This window comes from Martelella mediterranea DSM 17316 (assembly GCF_002043005.1).
Lineage (GTDB): Bacteria > Pseudomonadota > Alphaproteobacteria > Rhizobiales > Rhizobiaceae > Martelella > Martelella mediterranea.
Genome location: NZ_CP020330.1, coordinates 1,069,081 through 1,088,825, shown reverse-complemented (window position 1 = coordinate 1,088,825; position 19,745 = coordinate 1,069,081). Strand labels below are relative to the sequence as shown.

At 62.8% G+C, this 19,745-nt stretch carries 16 protein-coding genes and 1 tRNA gene; 8 read left to right on the top strand and 9 right to left on the bottom strand.

Translation table 11 applies throughout. The annotated features are described in order from the left end of the window. Window positions 1-8: 8 nt before the first annotated feature. Genes Mame_RS04980 through gltB form a run of 4 tightly spaced genes read right to left on the bottom strand, consistent with a single transcriptional unit; the run spans window position 9 to window position 5,831 of the window. A complete protein-coding gene (locus Mame_RS04980) occupies window positions 9-332 on the bottom strand; it encodes a heavy metal-binding domain-containing protein (RefSeq protein ID WP_018064849.1) in 324 nt (107 codons plus the stop codon). Window positions 333-377: 45 nt separating this feature from the next. Beyond that, the gene (locus tag Mame_RS04975) at window positions 378-779 is read right to left on the bottom strand and encodes a type II toxin-antitoxin system VapC family toxin (RefSeq protein WP_018064850.1); all 402 of its coding nucleotides are present in this window, start codon (window positions 777-779) and stop codon (window positions 378-380) included. Between the two features lie 2 nt (window positions 780-781). Then, on the bottom strand, window positions 782-1,048 hold the full coding sequence (locus Mame_RS04970) for an antitoxin (RefSeq protein ID WP_018064851.1): 267 nt from the start codon (window positions 1,046-1,048) through the stop codon (window positions 782-784). 58 nt (window positions 1,049-1,106) lie between these two features. Continuing rightward, on the bottom strand, window positions 1,107-5,831 hold the full coding sequence (gltB, locus tag Mame_RS04965; protein ID WP_018064852.1) for a glutamate synthase large subunit: 4,725 nt from the start codon (window positions 5,829-5,831) through the stop codon (window positions 1,107-1,109). A gap of 575 nt (window positions 5,832-6,406) precedes the next feature. Between gltB and Mame_RS04960 the strand changes: the two genes are divergently transcribed. From Mame_RS04960 to Mame_RS04940, 5 genes are all read left to right on the top strand, one after another. Next, window positions 6,407-7,453, top strand: coding sequence for a threonine aldolase family protein (locus tag Mame_RS04960; RefSeq protein ID WP_018064854.1), 1,047 nt, complete (start codon window positions 6,407-6,409; stop codon window positions 7,451-7,453). Window positions 7,454-7,638: 185 nt separating this feature from the next. Beyond that, window positions 7,639-7,938 carry a BufA1 family periplasmic bufferin-type metallophore gene (locus Mame_RS04955; protein WP_018064855.1) on the top strand — a complete coding sequence of 100 codons (300 nt, stop codon included), beginning with the start codon at window positions 7,639-7,641 and terminating at the stop codon, window positions 7,936-7,938. 52 nt (window positions 7,939-7,990) lie between these two features. Then, window positions 7,991-8,884, top strand: coding sequence for an MNIO family bufferin maturase (gene bufB, locus Mame_RS04950; RefSeq protein ID WP_018064856.1), 894 nt, complete (start codon window positions 7,991-7,993; stop codon window positions 8,882-8,884). Next, window positions 8,877-9,671 (top strand): HvfC/BufC N-terminal domain-containing protein, encoded by a 795-nt coding sequence (locus Mame_RS04945; RefSeq protein WP_026173484.1) that lies wholly within the window; start codon window positions 8,877-8,879, stop codon window positions 9,669-9,671. Before bufB ends, Mame_RS04945 begins: the two co-directional genes overlap by 8 nt. Beyond that, entirely contained in the window at window positions 9,671-10,237 is a 567-nt protein-coding gene (locus Mame_RS04940; RefSeq protein WP_018064858.1) for a DoxX family protein, read from the top strand. The genes Mame_RS04945 and Mame_RS04940 overlap by 1 nt, the downstream gene beginning before the upstream one ends. A 58-nt stretch (window positions 10,238-10,295) precedes the next feature. On the opposite strand, the gene Mame_RS04935 is transcribed toward Mame_RS04940, so the two are convergent. The 3 genes from Mame_RS04935 to Mame_RS04925 all read right to left on the bottom strand — a co-directional run bounded on the left by Mame_RS04935 (window position 10,296) and on the right by Mame_RS04925 (window position 13,217). Continuing rightward, window positions 10,296-10,787, bottom strand: a complete 492-nt coding sequence (locus Mame_RS04935; RefSeq protein ID WP_018064859.1) for an Hsp20 family protein — start codon at window positions 10,785-10,787, stop codon at window positions 10,296-10,298. A gap of 427 nt (window positions 10,788-11,214) precedes the next feature. Further along, window positions 11,215-11,988 (bottom strand): histidinol-phosphatase, encoded by a 774-nt coding sequence (gene hisN, locus Mame_RS04930; RefSeq protein ID WP_018064860.1) that lies wholly within the window; start codon window positions 11,986-11,988, stop codon window positions 11,215-11,217. Window positions 11,989-12,305: 317 nt separating this feature from the next. Continuing rightward, window positions 12,306-13,217: an N-formylglutamate amidohydrolase gene (locus tag Mame_RS04925; protein WP_018064861.1), complete on the bottom strand. Its 912-nt coding sequence runs from the start codon at window positions 13,215-13,217 to the stop codon at window positions 12,306-12,308. A 158-nt stretch (window positions 13,218-13,375) separates the two neighbouring features. Here Mame_RS04925 and cpdR point away from each other — a divergent pair, with 158 nt between their 5' ends. The 3 genes from cpdR (at window position 13,376) to Mame_RS04910 (ending at window position 15,022) form a co-directional block, all read left to right on the top strand. After that, on the top strand, window positions 13,376-13,738 hold the full coding sequence (cpdR, locus tag Mame_RS04920; RefSeq protein WP_018064862.1) for a cell cycle two-component system response regulator CpdR: 363 nt from the start codon (window positions 13,376-13,378) through the stop codon (window positions 13,736-13,738). 81 nt (window positions 13,739-13,819) lie between these two features. Then, window positions 13,820-13,894 (top strand) — tRNA-Val (locus tag Mame_RS04915). Between the two features lie 201 nt (window positions 13,895-14,095). Beyond that, entirely contained in the window at window positions 14,096-15,022 is a 927-nt protein-coding gene (locus tag Mame_RS04910; protein ID WP_018064863.1) for an ROK family protein, read from the top strand. Here the strand turns inward: Mame_RS04910 and Mame_RS04905 are convergent. Further along, window positions 15,010-17,364 carry a cellulose biosynthesis cyclic di-GMP-binding regulatory protein BcsB gene (locus Mame_RS04905; protein ID WP_018064864.1) on the bottom strand — a complete coding sequence of 785 codons (2,355 nt, stop codon included), beginning with the start codon at window positions 17,362-17,364 and terminating at the stop codon, window positions 15,010-15,012. The genes Mame_RS04910 and Mame_RS04905 overlap by 13 nt on opposite strands. After that, complete coding sequence (gene bcsA, locus Mame_RS04900) at window positions 17,364-19,553, bottom strand: UDP-forming cellulose synthase catalytic subunit (protein WP_018064865.1); 2,190 nt, start codon at window positions 19,551-19,553, stop codon at window positions 17,364-17,366. Before bcsA ends, Mame_RS04905 begins: the two co-directional genes overlap by 1 nt. Between the last annotated feature and the right edge of the window lie 192 nt (window positions 19,554-19,745).

Genomic DNA, 19,745 nt, shown 5'->3' with positions numbered 1-19,745 from the left:
TCCCTGAATTACTCGATGACGACCGCAGTGCCGGAAACCGATACCATCAGCATGGTTCCACGATCGGAGGTAATGTTTTCGTAGTCGAGATCGACCCCGATGACGGCATTGGCGCCGAGCCGTTCCGCCTGATGTTCCATTTCCGCATAGGCGGTTTCGCGCGCCTCGCGCAACGAGGCTTCATAGGCCGCCGAGCGCCCGCCGACGATATCGCGGATACCGGCCATGAAATCCCGAAAGATATTGGTGCCGAGGATGGTCTCGCCCGTGACGATGCCTTTATAGGCAACGATTTTATGGCCCTCGAGCGTATTCGTGGTGGAAATCAGCATTGCGACACCTCGGTTTCAACCGGAGCCTTGCGGCTCGTCCAAATTCTAATCACGTTCCCAGTTCTCGACCTTGAGGCCGGGAACCTGCGCAAATTCTCTCTCGTTCGCCGTCACCACCACCGCATCGAGCGCAAGCGCGTGGGCGGCGATCAGCATGTCCATCTGGCCGATCGGCGTGCCGGCCCTTTCCAGCGCCAGTCGCAGTTCGGCATATTTCCACTCTGCCGGGCTTTCCCACGGCAGGATATCCAGACTGCCAACCAGCGTCTCGACATCCCTTTTGAGCCGCTCGGAGCCCCGTCTCATATAACCGAACCGAAGCTCGGCCACCACGACGATACTGGTGCACAGCGCGTCGGCATCTTCCTCGAACAATCTCCGGCCGACCGGTCCGGCCGGAAATTTCAGCGCATGCGATATCGCATTTGTATCCAGCAGATACTTCATTTCTAAAGATCGACATCCCGCGGCGGCAGGTCTTCGATCTCCGGCAACCATTCATCTTCCGGCAGTGGCGGCTCAGCGCGAAGCCACTCGATAACCTCCCGCGGCGTCATCTTCTTCTTTACCGGCTCGATCGTGATCAGGCCGCTCTCTTCCTGTCTGATGATGACCTCGTCGCCTTCCAGTTCGAATTCGCTTGGAATTCGCACGGCGCGGCTGCGGCCATTCATGAAAATGCGGGACTTTCTTTCCTTGGTGATACGATTGGACATCTCAGCCTCCACACCTGTGATATGACAATGTCATATCACAGGCATTTCGGAGCAACAATCACTCCGCCGCCACGCCCATGCGCATGCGTTCCATCTCTTCCAGAGCGCGGCGATATTCGACCGGCATCACCTTGCGGAACATCGGGCGGTAATGCGCCCAGTCGTCCAGGATCGCCTTGGCGCGGCCGGAACCGGTGTAAAGCAGGTGGTTGGTGATCAGTCGCACGAGGCGTTCCTCGTCATGGCGGGTCATGTCGCCGGAAACGTCGACGCGGCCCTTGTGCATGATGTCGCCGCCATGATGGTGGAGCTTTTCGAGCATGTCGTCTTCTTCCGGCACCGGCTCCAGCATGACCATGGCCATGTTGCAGCGGTCGGCAAAGCCGCCATCCTCGTCGAGCACATAGGCAACGCCGCCCGACATGCCGGCCGCGAAGTTGCGGCCCGTCTGGCCAAGCACGACGACGATGCCGCCGGTCATGTATTCGCAGCCATGGTCGCCGACGCCTTCGACAACGGCAGCAGCGCCCGAGTTACGCACGGCAAAGCGCTCGCCGGCAACGCCGTGGAAATAGCACTCGCCGGCGGTCGCGCCGTAAAGCACCGTATTGCCGACGATGATCGATTCCTCAGGCACGACCGGCGTATTTTCCGGCGGACGGATGATGATCTTGCCGCCGGAAAGTCCCTTGCCGACATAGTCGTTGCCGTCGCCGACGAGATCGAAGGTGACGCCATTGGCGAGGAACGCGCCGAAGGACTGGCCGGCCGTGCCCGTGAGCTTGACCGTGATCGTGTCTTCCTTCAGGCCCTTCTCGTTCCAGCGCTTGGCGACCTCGCCGGAGAGCATCGCGCCGGCGGAGCGGTCGACGTTCTTGATCGTGGTTTCGATCGTGACCTTTTCCTTGTTCTCCAGCGCCGGCATCGCTTCCGCAATCAGCTTACGGTCGAGAATGTCGTCGATCGGGTGCTTCTGGCGTTCGGTCCAGAAGGTCGCTTCCTTGGGTGCCTCGACCTTGTGGAAGATCTTCGAGAAATCGAGCCCCTTCGACTTCCAGTGCGCGATCGCCTCGTCCTTGTCGAGATACTCGACAGCGCCGATGACATCGTTGAGGCTGGTGAAGCCGAGTTCGGCCAAAAGCTCGCGCAGTTCTTCGGCCACAAAGAAGAAGTAGTTGACGACGTGTTCCGGCGCACCCTTGAAGCGCTTCCGCAGAACCGGATCCTGGGTCGCAACGCCAACGGGGCAGGTGTTGAGATGGCACTTGCGCATCATGATGCAGCCGGCCGCGATCAGCGGCGCGGTCGAGAAGCCGAACTCGTCGGCGCCGAGCATGGCGCCGATCAGCACGTCGCGGCCGGTCTTCAGACCGCCATCGACCTGCAGCGCGATGCGCGAGCGGAGACCGTTCAGCACCAGCGTCTGCTGGGTTTCGGCAAGGCCGATCTCCCAGGGGCTGCCGGCATGCTTCAGCGAGGTCAGCGGGGATGCGCCGGTGCCGCCGTCGAAGCCCGAGATCGTGATGTGGTCGGCGCGCGCCTTGGCAACGCCGGCGGCCACCGTGCCGACGCCCACTTCCGACACCAGCTTGACCGAGACATCGGCCGTCGGGTTGACGTTCTTGAGGTCGTAGATCAGCTGCGCCAGATCCTCGATCGAGTAGATATCGTGGTGCGGCGGCGGCGAAATCAGGCCGACGCCCGGCGTCGAATGCCGGGTCTTGGCGATCGTCGCGTCGACCTTGTGACCGGGCAGCTGGCCGCCCTCGCCGGGCTTTGCGCCCTGCGCCACCTTGATCTGCAGCATATCCGCATTGACCAGATATTCGGCGGTGACGCCGAAACGGCCGGACGCGATCTGCTTGATGGCCGAACGCTCGCGCGGATAGGAGCCATCGGGCAGCTTCAGATAGCGATCCGATTCCTCGCCGCCCTCGCCGGTGTTCGACTTGCCGCCGATTTGGTTCATAGCAATCGCGAGCGTGGTGTGGGCCTCGCGCGAGATCGAGCCGAACGACATCGCCCCGGTCGAGAACCGCTTGACGATTTCCGACGCCGGCTCGACATTTTCGAGCGGCACCGGCTTGCGGCCGATCTCGCTGGCATTCTTGATGCGGAACAGGCCGCGGATCGTGTTCATGCGCAGCGCGGTGGCGTTTTCCATCTTCGCGAACGCATCATAGCGATCGCGGGCATTGCCGCGCACGGCATGTTGCAGCTCGGCCACTGCATCCGGCGTCCAGGCATGGGCCTCGCCGCGCATGCGGTAGGCATATTCGCCGCCGATATCGAGCGTTGAGGACAATACCGGGTCCTTGCCGAAGGCGGACGCATGCCGCGCCACGGTTTCTTCCGCCACCTCGGTCAGGCCGACGCCCTCGATCATCGAGGCGGTTCCGAAGAAGAACTTCTCGACGAATTCCGAAGACAGGCCGATCGCGTCGAAAATCTGCGCACCGCAATAGGACTGATAGGTCGAAATGCCCATCTTGGACATGACCTTGAGCATGCCCTTGCCGACCGCCTTGATGAAGCGATAGACCACCTCGCCGGCATCGACCTCCTGCGGGAACAGGCCCTTGGCGTGCATGTCGGCAAGCGTGTCGAAGGCGAGATAGGGGTTGATCGCCTCCGCGCCATAGCCCGCAAGACAGCAGAAGTGATGGATTTCGCGCGGCTCGCCCGATTCCACCACGAGGCCGACCGAGGTGCGAAGACCCTTGCGGATCAGGTGGTGGTGCACGGCGGCGGTCGCCAGCAGCGCTGGGATCGCGATCCGGTCCGGGCCGATCTGGCGGTCCGACAGAACGATGATGTTGTAACCGCCGCGCACGGCGGCTTCCGCCCGCTCGCACAGCCGGTCGATCATCGCCGGCATGCCTTCCGCGCCCTGTTCGACGCCATAGGTGATGTCGAGCGTCTTGGTGTCGAACCGGTCCTCGGTATGGCCGATCGAGCGGATCTTTTCGAGATCGCCATTGGTCAGGATCGGCTGGCGCACTTCCAGACGCTTCTCGCGCGAGGCGCCCTCGTGATCAAGAATGTTCGGACGCGGGCCGATGAACGAGACCAAGCTCATCACCAGTTCCTCGCGGATCGGGTCGATCGGCGGGTTGGTGACCTGGGCGAAGTTCTGCTTGAAATAGGTGTAGAGCAGCTTCGACTTGTCCGACATCGCCGAGATCGGCGTGTCGGTGCCCATCGAGCCAATCGCTTCCTGACCGGTGGTCGCCATCGGCGACATCAGGATCTTGGTATCTTCCTGGGTGTAGCCGAAGGCCTGCTGGCGATCGAGCAGCGACACGTCGCGGCGCAGAGCACGGGGCTCCACCGGGTTCAGGTCTTCCAGAATGAGCTGGGTGCGGCCGAGCCAGTCCTGATAGGGGTGCATGCCGGCAAGTTCCGACTTGATCTCCTCATCGGAGATAATCCGGCCCTTGTCCATGTCGATCAACAGCATCTTGCCGGGCTGGAGCCGCCACTTGGCAACGATGTTTTCCTCTTCCACCGGCAGCACGCCCGCTTCCGAGGCCATGATGATCCGGTCATCCTTGGTGATCAGATAGCGCGCCGGGCGAAGGCCGTTACGGTCCAGCGTCGCGCCGATCTGACGGCCATCGGTGAAGGCGACGGCTGCGGGGCCGTCCCACGGCTCCATCAGCGAGGCATGATATTCGTAGAACGCCTTGCGTTCCGGGCTCATCGACAGGTTGCCGGCCCAGGCTTCCGGGATCAGCATCATCACGGCATGCGCCATGGAATAGCCGCCCTGAACCAGGAATTCGAGCGCATTGTCGAAACAGGCCGTATCCGACTGGCCCTCATAGGAAATCGGCCACAGCTTGGAGATATCCTCGCCGAACAGCGGCGAGGACACCGAGGCCTGACGGGCCGCCATCCAGTTGACGTTGCCGCGCAGCGTGTTGATCTCGCCGTTATGGGCGACCATGCGATAGGGGTGCGACAGCTTCCAGGACGGGAAGGTGTTGGTCGAAAACCGCTGATGGACGAGGGCGACGGCCGATTCGAACCGTGGATCGGACAGATCCTTGTAATATGCCCCGACCTGATAGGCGAGGAACATGCCCTTGTAGACGATGGTCGAGGACGACATCGACACGGCATAGAAATCCTCGGTCGCCTCCGGGCTTTCGGAGAAGATCGTGTTCGAGATCACCTTGCGCAGCACGAACAGACGGCGCTCGAATTCCTGCTGCGAATGGGCGCGCTGGCCGGCGCCGATGAAGACCTGCAGGTGATAGGGTTCGGTGGCGGCGATATCCGGCGCCTTCGACAGCGATGCATTGTCGACCGGCACTTCGCGGAAGCCGAGGAAGCTCTGCCCCTCATCGACGATCACCTTCTCGATGATCGACTTGTAGTGGGCGATCCGCGCCTCGTCGCGCGGCATGAAGAAGTAGCCAACGGCATATTCGCCGACCTTCGGCAGGGTGACGCCCTCCTTCGCCATTTCCTCGCGGAAGAAGCGGTCGGGAATCTGCATCAGCATGCCGGCACCATCGCCCATCAGCGGATCGGCGCCGACAGCGCCGCGATGGGTGAGGTTTTCCAGGATGAACAACCCGTCGCGCACGATCTGGTGCGACTTCTCGCCCTTCATATGGGCGATGAAGCCGACGCCGCAGGCATCGTGTTCGTTGCGGGGATCGTAAAGACCCTGACGTTTGGGGCGACGACCGGTAGCTGCTTTGGCTTCGGTCGCCACGGAGGCAAGCTCAGTGACCGGTGCACCATCAAGCGCTATGGGCGTCATCTTCGTCATTCAAGATCTCCTAAAATCCTGCCGGATGCAGGCGAAGCCGGGGCACACAGGCGAGCCAGGACGATCATCCTTCTTCAGCCTGCCATCAATTTCACTTAAGTCCGAAGCGGAAACCATGAACAACCGTCATGGAAAACCGACCGGCCGTGTCCTGACTGATCAGACGCGGAAGCTTTCCGTCGTCCGAAAAGGCCATTATAGACCCAAAGCGGTATGACGTCAGCCCCTCGGCGGCAATCCTGCCAGACACAAAAATAGGACAGCATAACTGTCCTATCTGCACTTCATGCCAGAAACAACACAAACTGGCAAGCAAAATCACAACGCCGGCCCGGCCAAGGCGAGTGAAAATTACCGAAAGGCCGCCGCCAGCGCAATAAAGTTACGCTAACCGGTCGGCATTCGTAATTCGTGAAAGAAAGAGGCCATTTTCGGGCAGAATCCACGTGTGCCAGCCCAAATCACGCAATCTTTCCATCACCCCTCGCCCGCCCGGCTTTTTCCATGGCCGCCCTTTACAAAGCCGGCTCTCTTCCCCGATATCCGAAGCATCCCAAGATATGAGGTTTTCCGCCATGTTCTTTGCTTCCGACAACTGGTCCGGCGCCCACCCCGCAATCGGCGCGGCGCTGATGCGCGAACAGTCGGGCTACGCCAACGCCTATGGCGCGAGCGCGCTCGACCGCAAGATCGAGGCGAGGTTCAACGATGTGTTCGAGCGCGAGGTCGCGGTGTTCTTCGTCGGCACCGGCACGGCGGCCAACTCGCTGGCGCTCTCCTCCGTCGGCCGGCCGGGTGGCGTGGTGTTCTGCCACAAGGACGCCCATATCGCCAATGACGAGGGCGGCGCGCCGGAATATTTCACCGGCGGCGGCAGGCTGGCGACCGTTTCGGGCGACAACGGCAGGATGAACCCGGCCGCGCTCCGGCGGATGATCGGCCGCTATCCGGCCGATTTCATCCATCACGGCCAGCCGATGGCGGTATCGCTGACACAGTCCACCGAGGTCGGCACGGTCTATTCGCTCGACGAGATCGACGCGATCACCGCCGAGGCGAAGGCGCATGGTCTGCCCGTCCATATGGACGGCGCGCGCTTTGCCAATGCGCTGGCTGCCCTTGACGTCACGCCCGCCGAGATGACGTGGAAGCGCGGCGTCGACATCCTCTCCTTCGGCGGCACCAAGAACGGCTGCTGGTGCGCCGAGGCAATCGTGTTCATGAACCCCGACCAGGCCCGCGACATGCCGTTCATCCGCAAGCGCGCCGCCCATCTGTTTTCCAAGACCCGCTTCATCTCCGCCCAGTTCGACGCCTATCTCGAAGGCGGGCTCTGGCTTGATCTCGCCCGCCATTCCAACGCCATGGCCGAGCGGATGCGCCAGGCCTTCCGCGCGGCAAAGACCGCCCGGCTTGCCTGGGAGACCGCCACCAACGAGGTGTTCATCATCCTGCCCGAGGAAGCGGCTGACGCCGCCCGCAAGGCCGGCGCCCAGTTCCACAACTGGCCGACGCCCGCCGACCAGCCGGACCTGATCGGCGAAGGCGAGGCCCTGATCCGCTGCGTCACCAGCTTTTCGACCGAAGAACAGGAAATCGATCGCTTCGTGTCGTTTCTGTAGAGAGGGCCCCGGTTCGCACCGGCCCGTCTAGATCTCCCGTTCAAAGCGCTCACGCCCCCATCACGGACCGGTCATCCGCCGTGAAGGGACGATGACGCGCCATTGATTTCCAGTTGAAGCGCCTCTTTGCCACACTTCATCACGCAAGGCCGACCTTGCTTACAACCGATGAAGAGGAGAGCTTCATGTCCAAGACTTCAAAATTCAGCGCCGCAACACTGGCCGGCGCACTCGCCGTCGCCGCCGGCACGATTGCCGCCACCACGCCCGCTCAGGCCGCCAATGTCAAATGCTACGGCGTTGCCATGGCCGGCCAGAACGATTGCGCCGCCGGCCCCGGCACCACCTGCGCCGGCACCTCCAAGGTCGATTACCAGGGCAATGCCTGGAAATATGTCGAGGAGGGCACCTGCACCGAAATGATGCTGCCGGGCGACCGGATGGGCTCGCTGGACGCGCTCGACCGCGACTTGCCGGCAATGTGAGCCCCGCCGCCGGCGTCCCCCCACGCCGGCGGTCTTTTTCCCGGAGGCGACAATGAACGCGATATCCAGAAAATTCGAAAGCCACGGCGTCATTCCCGCCCGCGCCGGCGCCGGTTTCAAGACCGCCCATGCCGATGCAATTCTCGAGGACGCCTATCGCGTCGGCTTTCTGGAAGTGCATGCGGAAAACTACATGGGCGAAGGTGGCCATCCGCATCGCATCCTCACCCGCATGCGCGCCGACTTTCCGCTGTCGATCCACGGCGTCGGCATGTCGGTCGGCGCGCCCGGCGGGCTTGACCCCGCCCATCTCGCCCGGCTGAAACGTGTGGTGGAGCGCTATGAGCCCGGCCTCGTGTCCGAGCATCTCGCCTGGTCGACCCATGAAAGCGCCTATTACAACGACCTGCTGCCGCTGCCCTATACCGAGGAGACGCTGGCGCTGGTCGCTGCCCATGTCGATGAGGTCCAGAGCGCCATCGGGCGGACCATCCTGCTTGAAAACCCGTCCACCTATGTCGCCTTTGCCGAAAGCGCGATCCCCGAGACCGAATTCCTGGACGAGATCGCGCGGCGCAGCGGCTGCCGCCTGCTGCTCGACGTCAACAATGTGCACGTCTCCGCCATCAACAACGGCTTTGACGCCATAGATTATCTGAAGGCCTATCCGCTGGAGCGGGTCGGCGAGATCCATCTCGCCGGCCATGCCGAGGACAGCGACGATAACGGTGCGCCCCTCCTGATCGACGCCCATGACCGGCCGGTGGCCGATGCCGTCTGGGCGCTTTACGAATTTGTCCTGAAACAGGCCGGCCCGCTGCCGACGCTGATCGAATGGGACAATGACGTGCCCGACTGGCCGGTGCTGAAGCGCGAGGCTAAGATCGCCGACGCGATGATTGCCGACCATGCCGGCCGCTCCCTGCTGGGGGCGCGTCATGGCTGAGCCAGCGAGAACACAGCCGCCGCGCACAGGATTTCCGGCGTTCGCCGCAAGCCTGATGCAGCCCGACGCCGGCATCCCCGCGGGCGTGATCAACCCGCTCGGCGGGCAAGCCGACAAGCGCTACGCGGTCTACCGCAACAATGTCGCGATGAGCCTGAAGGGCGCACTTGGCGATATCTTCCCGGTGACGCGGCAGGTCGCGGGGCAGCGCTTCTTCGATGCCATGGCGCTTGAATTTCTGGCGGAAAACCCGCCGCGCTCCACGATCCTTGCTGAATACGGCCGCGACTTTCCGGATTTCTTGGCCGGTTTCGAACCGGCGCGAAAACTGTTCTTTCTCGCCGATCTGGCAAGGCTGGAGCGGGCCTGGCTCGACGCCTATCACGCCGCCGACTGCCCGCCGCTTGCGCCCGAAACGCTTCTGTCGCGCGATCCGGAGGCGTTGATGGCAACGCGGCTTTCCCCCCATCCGGCCGCCCGGCTTCTGGAACTCGGCTCCGCCGCGGCCAGCATCTTTCTCAGAACAAAGGCCGGGGAAAGCCTGAAGGGCCTCGACCCTTCGCCCGCCGAAACCGCATTGATCGCCCGTCCGCATTACGATGTCGCCGTCCAGCGCGTCACACCCGGCGATGCCGCCTTCGTGAAGGCGCTGTTCGAGGACGAACCGATCGGCGAGGCAGCCGAGCGCGCAGGTGTCGACGATGACGGCTTCGATCTCTCGTCGGCCTTTGCGCTGGCGCTCACCACCGGCGCATTCGCCGCGATAAGCCCGGAGGATGCCCCTTGATGAACCTTACCCATCGCCTTTGCGGGCTTTACAGCGGCACCGCCAAAGCCCTCGAGCGGGGCCTGGCCTTCTGGCTGCCCGGATTGCTCGCCCGCTTCGTCTTCGCCGCCACGCTCTGGCTTTATTTCCTGAATTCGGCGCTGACGAAGGTCGGGCCCGGGCTTGCCGGCTTCTTCATGGTGCGCGACAGCGCCTATTACCAGATCGCGCTGCCGGCCGTGGAGGCCGCCAGCGGCGACATCTCCCAGGTGCCGTTCTTCTGGCATTTGGTGGTCTATCTCGGCACCTATGCCGAATTCCTGCTGCCGCTGATGGTGGTGCTCGGCGTGCTGACGAGGCTCGCGGCGCTCGGCATGGCGATCTTCATCGCCGTCCAGACCGTGGTCGACATCACCGTCCATCAGGTCGGGCCGGAGACCATCGGCGCGCTGTTCGACCGCTTCCCGGATGCCGTCATCCTCGACCAGCGCCTGCTATGGCTGTTCCCGCTCGCCTATCTCGTCATCCACGGACCCGGCCTGATCTCGGTGGACGGCTTGGCGGGCCGCATTCTTTGCAGACGATAGACGCAAAAACGGCGCCCCTCGCGAGAGGAGCGCCGCCCGTTCATCTCAACCGCGCTGATCAGGCCGCGGTTTTCTCACTGTTCTTGCCGACATCGGCGGCGATCATTCTGGTCTGGTCGCCATCGCGGGTTTCGATCGCGATCCGGCGGGGCTTCATGGCTTCGGGGATGTTGCGCAGAAGCGCCACATGCAGGATGCCGTTCTTCAGGCTGGCGCCGCGCACTTCCATGTGATCGGCGAGCTGGAACCGGCGTTCGAAAGCGCGCTTGGCAATGCCGCGATAGAGATATTCGCGACCGTCATCAGCTTCTTCCTCGGCCTTTTCGCCACGCACCGTCAACACGTTGGCATGGGCTTCGATCGAGAGTTCATTTTCGCCGAAACCGGCTACGGCCATGGTGATCTGGTAGTCGTTTTCACCGGTGCGCTCGATATTGTAGGGCGGATAGGTGGGGGCCTGTTCAGGCTGGCCTACGGTATCAAGCAGGTTGAAAAGCCTGTCGAAACCGACAGTGGAACGATAAAGGGGCGAAAAATCGACGTTACGCATGTTGTCCTCCTTTGAGCGACGAGTTTGCGATTTATTCCCGGCAATCCCGAGACCGGCGATTACCTGGAACGGTTACGGACCCGAGCTTCGGCGTCCGACGCGATTTATCTGGGATTTTGCCGATATTTTTTCAAGAGTTTCGCCGCCCGCAAACGCCACGCAACTTCGAACACGCTATCCGCGATTGCAGATAGCGCCAACTCGCCTTATGGATGAACGGGAAATGAATGCCGTATTGCAGCTCCGTTCAGGGGGAATGGGGCATTCGTTTCCTCGCCGGGAACTACGGCGCACCCGTCCCGGCACCGTTGTCGCTCTTGACCCAGCGGCGGCGGGAACCTTGGCCGGAACCGAACCGCTTTTACCCCTGTTCAAGCGGATGGTTCCGGTCCTTTTTTTCAGTAATTCCACAATCAGGGCCGGCAATTCAGCCGTTGAGCACCGCAAGCGCCGCCGCGTGCAGCGCCGGCGTTGCTGCCGCAACGATGTCCCCGCCATCTTCCGCCCGTCCGCCGTTGGCCGTCGTGACCACGCCGCCCGCTTGTTCGATGATCGGGATCAGCGCGCCGATGTCATAGGGCTTGAGCCCGGTTTCCACCACCAGATCGACGAAACCCGCCGCCAACAGGCAATAGGCATAACAATCCGTGCCGTAGCGGGCGAGACGCACATGCGCCTCGAGCCGGTCGTAGCCTGCCTGAAGGTGGCCGGCGATGATGCGCGGCGATGTGGTGAACATCACCGCGTCTTCAAGCGCCTCGCATCGCCGCGTCTTCAGAACGCGCGGCCCACCCGGGCCGGCATAATGGCTCTGCCCGCCATCGGCGAAATAGCGCTCGCCGGTAAAAGGCTGGTCCATCAGGCCCATCACCGCCCGGCCATTGCGATAAAAGCCGATCAGCGTCCCCCAGACGGGCACGCCGGAGATAAAGGCCCGCGTGCCGTCGATCGGGTCGATGACCCAGACATGTTCACGCTCCAGCCCCTCCGCGCCGTGCTCCTCGCCGAGAATGCCGTGATCGGGATAATGTTCGCCGATCAGCGTCCGGATCGCCCGTTCAGCCGCCCGGTCGCCTTCCGTCACCGGATCGAAACCGCCGGCCAGCTTGTTGTCGACATCGAGCCCGGAGCGAAACCGCGGCAGGGTCTCGGCGGCGGCGGCGGCGGCGAGCGTCTCGAAGAAATTGCGGTCGGGCAGCATGTCATGTCCTTCGGTTCGGTATTGGTCTGTATTCGCGCGTATCGCCCGAATTCACGCGCCCCGCCACAGTCTGCTGGAAAGAAAATGGAGGTGGACCGGCAAAACGGCTCCGCCGGGAAGCAAACCCGCGTAAAAAATGGGCTATACGCGTAAAAATTAGACATTGGTCGATGATGCGCAAATATCAGGCAAATTTGCTTGACAGTCATCGACCCGTCATCTAAGGTTCAATTACAGTCTTTCGACTGTGAATACCCTCCTTGGGTGTTTCCTCCCTAGACTTAACCGCGCCACAAGCGCGGTTTTTTTTGGCAACCTCATTCCGCCGCAAGGCCGGGCGCCTCCCCCTCCGCCATCAAGAATGCCGCGAACTCGCCGATGAACAGGTTGACCGCCTGCTTGACCGCGACGAATTCCGGCTTCTTCTGCAGGCTTGCCTCATCGGCATAGAGCCGGCGCGAGATCTCGATCTGCAGCGCGTGGCAATCGGCTGCGGGGCGCCCGTAGTGCTCGGTGATGAAGCCGCCGGCATAGGGCTTGTTGTAGGCGGTGGAAAAACCCATGCCCTCCAGGATCGAGATCGCGGCATAGGCGATCGCCGCCGAGGCGCTGGTGCCGTAGCGGTCGCCGATGATGAAATCCGGTCGCCGGCGATGCCCGCCGACCGACACCGTTCCGGGCATGGAGTGGCAGTCGATCAGCACCGCCCGGCCGAAATTGCGTCGGGTTTCCTGCAGCAGCGCCTTGAGGCTCTGGTGATAGGGACGGTAGATCCACTCGATGCGCGACAGCCCCTCCGCCACATCGAGCGGCGCATCATAGATCGGCATGTTCTCCGCCACGATCTTCGGAATGGTGCCGAGCCCGCCGATAACCCGCGGCGAGACCGCATTGATATGGGCGGGCAGCGGGCCGGAAAACATCCGTGGGTCCAGTTCGAACGGCTCGCGATTGACATCGAGGAAGGCGCGGGGAAAGAACGCCCGCTGCAACGGCGCGCCAAAGGCGGGCGCGGCCGAAAACAGCTCATCGACATAAAGATCCTCCGAGCGGCGAATCTGCTGCGCATCAAGCCGCGAGGCGGCCAGGAATTCGCGAGTATAGACCCGGCCCGAATGCGGCGAGTTGAAGACAAGCGGCAGGGTCTGCGTCTCGGGGCGGATCACCTCGAAGAACACGTTCCGGCCATCGCCGTCCGCCTGACGCTCCTGTCTGCCCAGCTCTGTCACCCTTGCTCCTTCGGCGCTTCAATGGATGAAATCTAGGACGCCCGGCCCCTCCTGCCAAGCCGCCTTGGCAGCGCTTGAAAAGTTTGGGACCGTCTTTATTGCTTGTTTACGACAGAGGGTCTATCAGACCGTTAAGATGCGCCGATGTGGTTGAGCTGATGCTGATGAAGATCCTCCTTGCTGAAGATGACGATGACATGCGCCGTTTTTTGGTGAAGGCGCTGGAAAAGGCGGGCTACCAGGTCGCCGCTTTCGACAATGGCGCAAGCGCCTATGACCGGCTGCGCGAGGAGCCGTTCTCGCTGCTTCTGACCGACATCGTCATGCCGGAAATGGACGGGATCGAACTGGCGCGCCGCGCCACCGAGCTCGACCCCGATCTCAAGGTGATCTTCATCACCGGATTCGCCGCCGTGGCGCTGAATGCCGATTCGCAGGCCCCGAAGGATGCCAAGGTGCTTTCCAAGCCGTTCCACCTGCGCGATCTGGTCGATGAAGTCGAAAAGGTGCTGGCCGCCTGAAAGGCCCGCAGCCCCCGTCAAAAAAGCTTCAGAAATAAGTTGACGCCGCCGCCAAATTTTGGAATACACCGCGCCACGGATGGGCGTGTAGCTCAGCGGGAGAGCACTACGTTGACATCGTAGGGGTCACAAGTTCGATCCTTGTCACGCCCACCATCCCATTGACGGAATTCGAAGGGCTTTCGCATATGCGGAAGCCTTTTCGCGTTTTCGCCGCCCGGTCCGGGCGAATGGGAGCCAGCCCACCTTTCGTTTGCCGCTTTTCGCGCAAGTCAGGCGATTCCCCCTGGCGGCGAAATGCGATAGGTCTTTTCCAGCCGCCGCCCCATTCATCCCGGAGCGCGGCGGGCTGAGGGAATGGACATGGCATTTTGCGTTTTGAGTTTCGATATCGGCGGCACGTCGATCCGGGCGGCGATCGCCGTTGATGGCGGCGCGCCGGGTGAGGTTTCGCGCTTCGATACGCCCGCGCATGACCGCGAGGCGTTTCTCGCGCGCCTTGCCGGCATTGCCGCGGACCTTTCGCAGAAACCAGACGCGATCGCGATTTCGCTTGCCGGCGTCGTCGATCCCGAGACCGAACGGATGATCGTCGCCAACATACCGGCGATCCACGATACCGATCTTGCCGCCGATCTCGAAGCGCTGACCGGCATTCCGGTCGTCATTGCCAATGACGCCGATTGCTTTGCCGTGGCCGAGGCCGTGTTCGGGGCCGGGCGGGGCCACGAGATCGTGTTCGGCATCATTCTCGGCACCGGCGTCGGCGGCGGGCTGGTTTCCGGCGGACGGCTGATCAATGCCGGCGGCGGCTTTGCCGGCGAATGGGGCCACGGACCGATCGCGCCGACCATGGCGGGCGGCATTGCGATACCGCATTTCGCCTGCGGCTGCGGCCTTTCAGGCTGCCTCGACACCGTTGCCGGCGCTCGCGGCATCGAACGGCTGCATACCCATCTTCACGGCGCTCCGCTCGATTCGAGAGCCATCCTGGATGCGTGGCGGGCGGCGGAGGTCGCGGCGACCCGCACCGTCAGCGTCTATCTCGATCTCATCGCGGGGCCGCTCGCGGTCTGCGTCAACCTGACCGGGGCCACCATCGTGCCGGCCGGCGGCGGGCTTGCCGGCGCCCACGATCTGCTCGCGGCAATCGACGAGGCGGTGCGTCCGCTCACGCTATGGAAGTTCGACCGGCCGCTGGTGGTGCCCGCCGCAAGCGGGGCCGAGCCCGGCCTGGCCGGCGCGGCCGCCATCGCCTTTCAAAAGCAGGCTCAATCCTCGTAGCGGCCGTAGCGGGTCAGCATCGCCTTGGTGGCGATCCCGAGCAGCACCGAGAAGATCACCAGCGCCAGCGAGAACGACATCGTGTTGGTGGAGAACCAGTTGGTCAGCACCAGGCGGATGTTGCTGATGGAGAACGGCGTATCGAATATGAAGTCGGTCGCGCCGATGCCGACATTGTCGATCACGCCGGTATTGCGGTTATAGGTCGTGACCCTTCCCTGCACGGCATCCCAGTGCTGGCGCTTCATCAGCGCCGCCATGCCGTTGGAAAGGTTTTCCTGAGACGGCGCGGAAATCATCGTCCAGGCCCCGTCGCTGTTCGGGCTCGGCTCCTGCGCGATGATCATCGAGATCGAGTTCGGCGGCAGATAGTCGGAATCCGGGCGCGGCAGGAAGCGCAGCGTTTCGAAGGACAGGTCGTAATTGCGCTTGAGATATTTCTCGACCTCGAAGATCCAGTTGTACCAGCCGGCTGTGACCTGCTCGTCCCACTCTTCGATCGTGGTTTCCGGCGCTTCGTTGTAATTGGCCTCGCCGCCGACCTGCTGCGTCCACACGCTGCGGCTGGTCTGCGAGATCTGGGTCTGGCGGAGCGCCTGCGTCGGCAATTGTCCGATGGAGCCGAGGAAGATCGCGTCACCCTCGCCCACATCCTCGACCGAATGCACCACATCCACCGGAATCTGGGCGCGGGCGGCATTGGCAAGCTTGGCGACGAAATCGGATGCGGAGGCAAGCGTATCCGGGCTGAGATTGTCGATATAGAGCGGGATGCGCGCCTTGTCGCGCGAATAGGGAAAGCCCGTGCCGCTGGTGGCCCACAGGTCCGGCACCTGCGCGACGCGGCCGAAATTCGGCATGACGAATTCGGTCGTGTCGAACACGGCGAAGCGCGGCGTGTCGTCGGCCGTCGCGCCCGGCAGGCAGGCGGCGTCTTCCTTGGTCAGAAGTGCCGCTTCCAGCACGATCTTGTTCACGCCCGGCTTCATGTGGCGCATGGTGAAGCGCACCGGCGTGCGCCGGAGCACCGCACCGTTGACCGTGCTGATCGGCCATGTGGCGGCAAGCTGATCGTTGACGAACACGTGCAGCCGGCTTCCCGGCAGCACGATCGGCCCGTAGGCGGCGTCGAGCATCAGCCGCGCCTCGCCATAGGCGTCGGCGTAGAAATCGGCGGGCAGGCCGATGGTGAATTCGGCGCGGAACACGCGGCCCGAAAACTCCTGGGTCGGAATGCCGAGCTGCTCGAAGGTCAGCGTCTTGTGACCGGTCAGAAGCTGGGTGTCCTGCTTGCGCCAGGAATGCGTGGAATAGGCCTCGTCCTTCATCGCGGCGCTGCGGGCGGCGGGCTCCGTGATGCCGTCGATCAGCGGGCCGATCCGCTGCCAGGATGGCGCGACCAGAACCAGCACGCTCTGGCCGAGCGCGTTGGTGCCGATGAAGCGCGCCGATTGCGCCGTGCCGATATCCGGCAGCGCATCGCCGAGCAGGGGCCTCAGCTCATCCGGCGTTCCGACATAGACCGGCAGCACGCCGGAGGCGAATTTCACCGGTTCGGAGGTGGAATAGGTGAAATAGGTGTTCGGCATGTCCGACAGCAGAGCGAGGCCCTGCGCCAGTTCCAGCAGCGGATCGCCGGCGATCGTATCGGCAAGGCCAGGTGCCACGATATGAAACTGCGTCCGCCCGATCGCATCGACGCCGACCGCGCGGATATCGCCGATCGAGGAAAGTTCGGCGGTCGCCGCGTCGCCGAAGATCAGGAAGGTTCGTTCCGGGTCGATGTCGGCCCACAGGTCATAGGTCGAATCGAGGTCGCAATCGGTGCGGTGACGCAGCTTGTATTTGATCGAGAACTGGTTGTAGCCCGGCTTCAACACGCCGGCAGGCACCTCGAAGCGCAGGTCGGATTGGCGCTCGGACGAATCGAGCGGGGGCGCTGCGATCTCGACATTGTTGAAGGCAATCGACAGATTCGAATATTCCGGCGCGACGAAGATCGAGTTCTGATAGCCGATATTGAACTGCGAGGCCGATTTCGCCTGTGCCTCTGTCAGATAGACCGACCAGGCCCGCTCGCCGTTTTCGCCCTCGAGCCGCATCTGGTCGGCCGGCACGATGTAGCGGAAAAACGGCACCGTTTCGGCAACCGGCTCGGGCGTGGCGGCGGGCGAAGTCGGCGTAGGCGGGGCAGAGGGGGCGCGCGGAAGCGGGCCGGAGCCGTCGCTGCCCATATCAAACGGCGCAACGGTGCCCGACGAAGCCGGCGGCGTTGTCGTCTGTGCCGAGACGAGGGGAACGCCGGCCAGGAGAAATGCCAGAAAAAGCAGGATCCGTTTCATCAGCTCTTGCCCTTCGCCCGTGCGGCGCCGCCGCCCGTGTTCGGCTGATACTTTCCTATGAAATAGCTCATGCCGCGGCCCATCTGTCGCACCGACATCTTGATGAACCAGAATGTGCCGGCAAGCGTGCCGGGGTCGTTCTTGCGCGATTGCAGAAGCTGTTGCCAGCGCTCCGAATTGGCGAACATGAGATCGGAAACCACCGAATAATGCAGGCTGGACACCGGCGCGTAGCGGCAGCCGACCATGGCCAGTTCGCCGAGCGAGCGGGCGTGGCGGATCATCACCGGCACCTCGCCGGCATCGCCGCCGCGATGCGGCTCAACCCGGAGCAGCGCATGGGTGCCGGGGCGCAGGCGGTCGAGATCGCGCACCTGGACCTGAAGCCCCGCGCCATCGGTCGAGACATCCTCGATCGTGCCGCGATAGACGCTGTCGCCGATCACCAGTTCGCAGCGACGCGACATCTTGATGCGCCGCGCCTTCTGGCGTTCGCCGGCTTCCGAGACGACGCCGAGCGCGGCCGCCGTCAGGAACAGGTTGAGGAAATTCCAGCCGCCCACCACCCAGGTGACGCCGGCGAGATAGGGCTCGGCATAGAGCCGGTAGACCATCATCACGCTGGCGGCGACGAATATGAAGAAGATGATGAAGAACGGCCGGCTGATTTCGGAAAGCCGGCTGTGCTCGATCGACTCGTCCTTCGCCGTCACCTTGAAGGACGGCTTCTTGGGATTGATGATCGCCGAGACCACCGCCGGCATCAGGTGAACCGTCTGGATGTATTCGTAAAGCTCGGAAATCCAGGGCCAGCGGAACTGGCCGAACAGGTAGTTCTGTATGAGCATGTTCACGATCAGATAGGACAGCGTATAGGCCAGGAACTCGCCGCCGGAGGCATCGAAGATCTGCAGCCCGAAGAACAGGTAGCAGAGCGGCGCGATCATGAACGAGGCGCGCGCGAACGGAAACAGCCAGAACAGGTTCGACGACATGTAGCAAAGCCGCTGCGGCAAGGTGAGGCCGCGCAGGAGCAGCGGAAACTTGAACCGGAGGATCTGCATCATCCCCTGCCCCCAGCGGCTGCGCTGGCCGATGAACGAGGAGAAGGTTGCGGGCTGGAGCCCGGCGATCAGCGGGCGGTCGACATAGACGCTGTTCCAGCCGTTGGAGTGCAGTTCGACGGCGGTTTCGCAGTCCTCCGTGATCGAAACGCCGGAAAAGCCGTTCACCGAATTCAGCGCCTCGCGGCGCAGCACCGCGGCGGAGCCGCAGAAGAACGAGGCGTTCCACTTGTCGAGGCCGCGCTGGATGATGCCGTAGAACATCTCGTTCTCGCTCGGCATCATCTCATAGGTTCTGAGATTGCGCTCGAGCGGATCGGGATTGATGAAGAAATGCGGGGTCTGGACCAGGAAGAGCCTGGGGTCTTCCATGAAGTAGCCGACCGTTTCCTGAAGGAAGTCATTGGCGGGCGCGTGGTCGGCGTCGAACACCACGATCAGGTCGCCGGTGGTGTATTGAAGCGCGTGGTTCATATTGCCCGCCTTGGCGTGCTCGTTGCGCGGACGGGTAATGTAACCGACGCCGAGCTCGGCGCAGATCTGCCTCAGCTCGCGATGACGCGTCTGGGCAAGGCTCGCCTCCACCAGGTTCTTGGAGTTTCGCTTCTGCTCGGTCCCGCCATCGTCGAGCAGGTAGACCTTGAGCTTTTCCGCCGGATATTCCATGGCCTTGGCAGCGGCGAGCGTGTGGGCCAGCATCGTCGAGTCCTCGTTATAGGACGGGACGTAGACGTCGACATAGGGCAGGTCGCCCTCAAGCTTGCCCCAGCGCGGGCGCACCGGCAGCGGCAGCGCGACCACGAACAGGCTGAGCGCCAGCATGCCCACGGAAAACATCTCGGCGCAGTAAAGCAGCACGCCCGGTATGAAGTTCTGCAGCTCGGTGATCGGCGGCAACGTGCTGGTGGTGCGCCAGAACACGTAGCGCAGCACGATCGACGTGCCGAAAGCCAGCGCGATCAGCCGCCAGTTGCCCTCGGCATGCATCTGCTTGAGAACCAGCATCACGGCCACGGCGACAAAGCTCACCACGATCTGGGTTCGAAGATCGATCGGGAGCGTGACGAGGCCGAGAATAAAGATCGCGGTAATAATCCAGGCAATGGTAATTGCGATCTTGCGCATTAAACAGGTCCTTACGAACGGAGTATTCCGGACTTATACGCAAGAAAACTAAAAATTGTCTTGCGCGGATATAGTTTTTTTCCGGTGTCACGCGGCAGCGCGGCCCGTGCCGTCATTGCTTGCCCGCCCTATCCGTCTGATTTTTAGCAATTTTGCGGTCCGATGGCGATATCCGCCAGAGCGGAAGCTCCG

Coding starts and splice junctions, on each gene's coding strand:
- Mame_RS04955 (WP_018064855.1), top strand. CDS start 7,639: ATGTCCAAGACTTCAAAATTCAGCGCCGCAACACTGGCCGGCGCACTC.
- Mame_RS04960 (WP_018064854.1), top strand. CDS start 6,407: ATGTTCTTTGCTTCCGACAACTGGTCCGGCGCCCACCCCGCAATCGGC.
- bufB (WP_018064856.1), top strand. CDS start 7,991: ATGAACGCGATATCCAGAAAATTCGAAAGCCACGGCGTCATTCCCGCC.
- Mame_RS04970 (WP_018064851.1), bottom strand. CDS start 1,048: ATGTCCAATCGTATCACCAAGGAAAGAAAGTCCCGCATTTTCATGAAT.
- bcsA (WP_018064865.1), bottom strand. CDS start 19,553: ATGCGCAAGATCGCAATTACCATTGCCTGGATTATTACCGCGATCTTT.
- gltB (WP_018064852.1), bottom strand. CDS start 5,831: ATGACGAAGATGACGCCCATAGCGCTTGATGGTGCACCGGTCACTGAG.
- Mame_RS04945 (WP_026173484.1), top strand. CDS start 8,877: ATGGCTGAGCCAGCGAGAACACAGCCGCCGCGCACAGGATTTCCGGCG.
- Mame_RS04975 (WP_018064850.1), bottom strand. CDS start 779: ATGAAGTATCTGCTGGATACAAATGCGATATCGCATGCGCTGAAATTT.
- Mame_RS04910 (WP_018064863.1), top strand. CDS start 14,096: ATGGACATGGCATTTTGCGTTTTGAGTTTCGATATCGGCGGCACGTCG.
- Mame_RS04940 (WP_018064858.1), top strand. CDS start 9,671: ATGAACCTTACCCATCGCCTTTGCGGGCTTTACAGCGGCACCGCCAAA.
- Mame_RS04905 (WP_018064864.1), bottom strand. CDS start 17,364: ATGAAACGGATCCTGCTTTTTCTGGCATTTCTCCTGGCCGGCGTTCCC.
- Mame_RS04935 (WP_018064859.1), bottom strand. CDS start 10,787: ATGCGTAACGTCGATTTTTCGCCCCTTTATCGTTCCACTGTCGGTTTC.
- hisN (WP_018064860.1), bottom strand. CDS start 11,988: ATGCTGCCCGACCGCAATTTCTTCGAGACGCTCGCCGCCGCCGCCGCC.
- cpdR (WP_018064862.1), top strand. CDS start 13,376: ATGCTGATGAAGATCCTCCTTGCTGAAGATGACGATGACATGCGCCGT.
- Mame_RS04980 (WP_018064849.1), bottom strand. CDS start 332: ATGCTGATTTCCACCACGAATACGCTCGAGGGCCATAAAATCGTTGCC.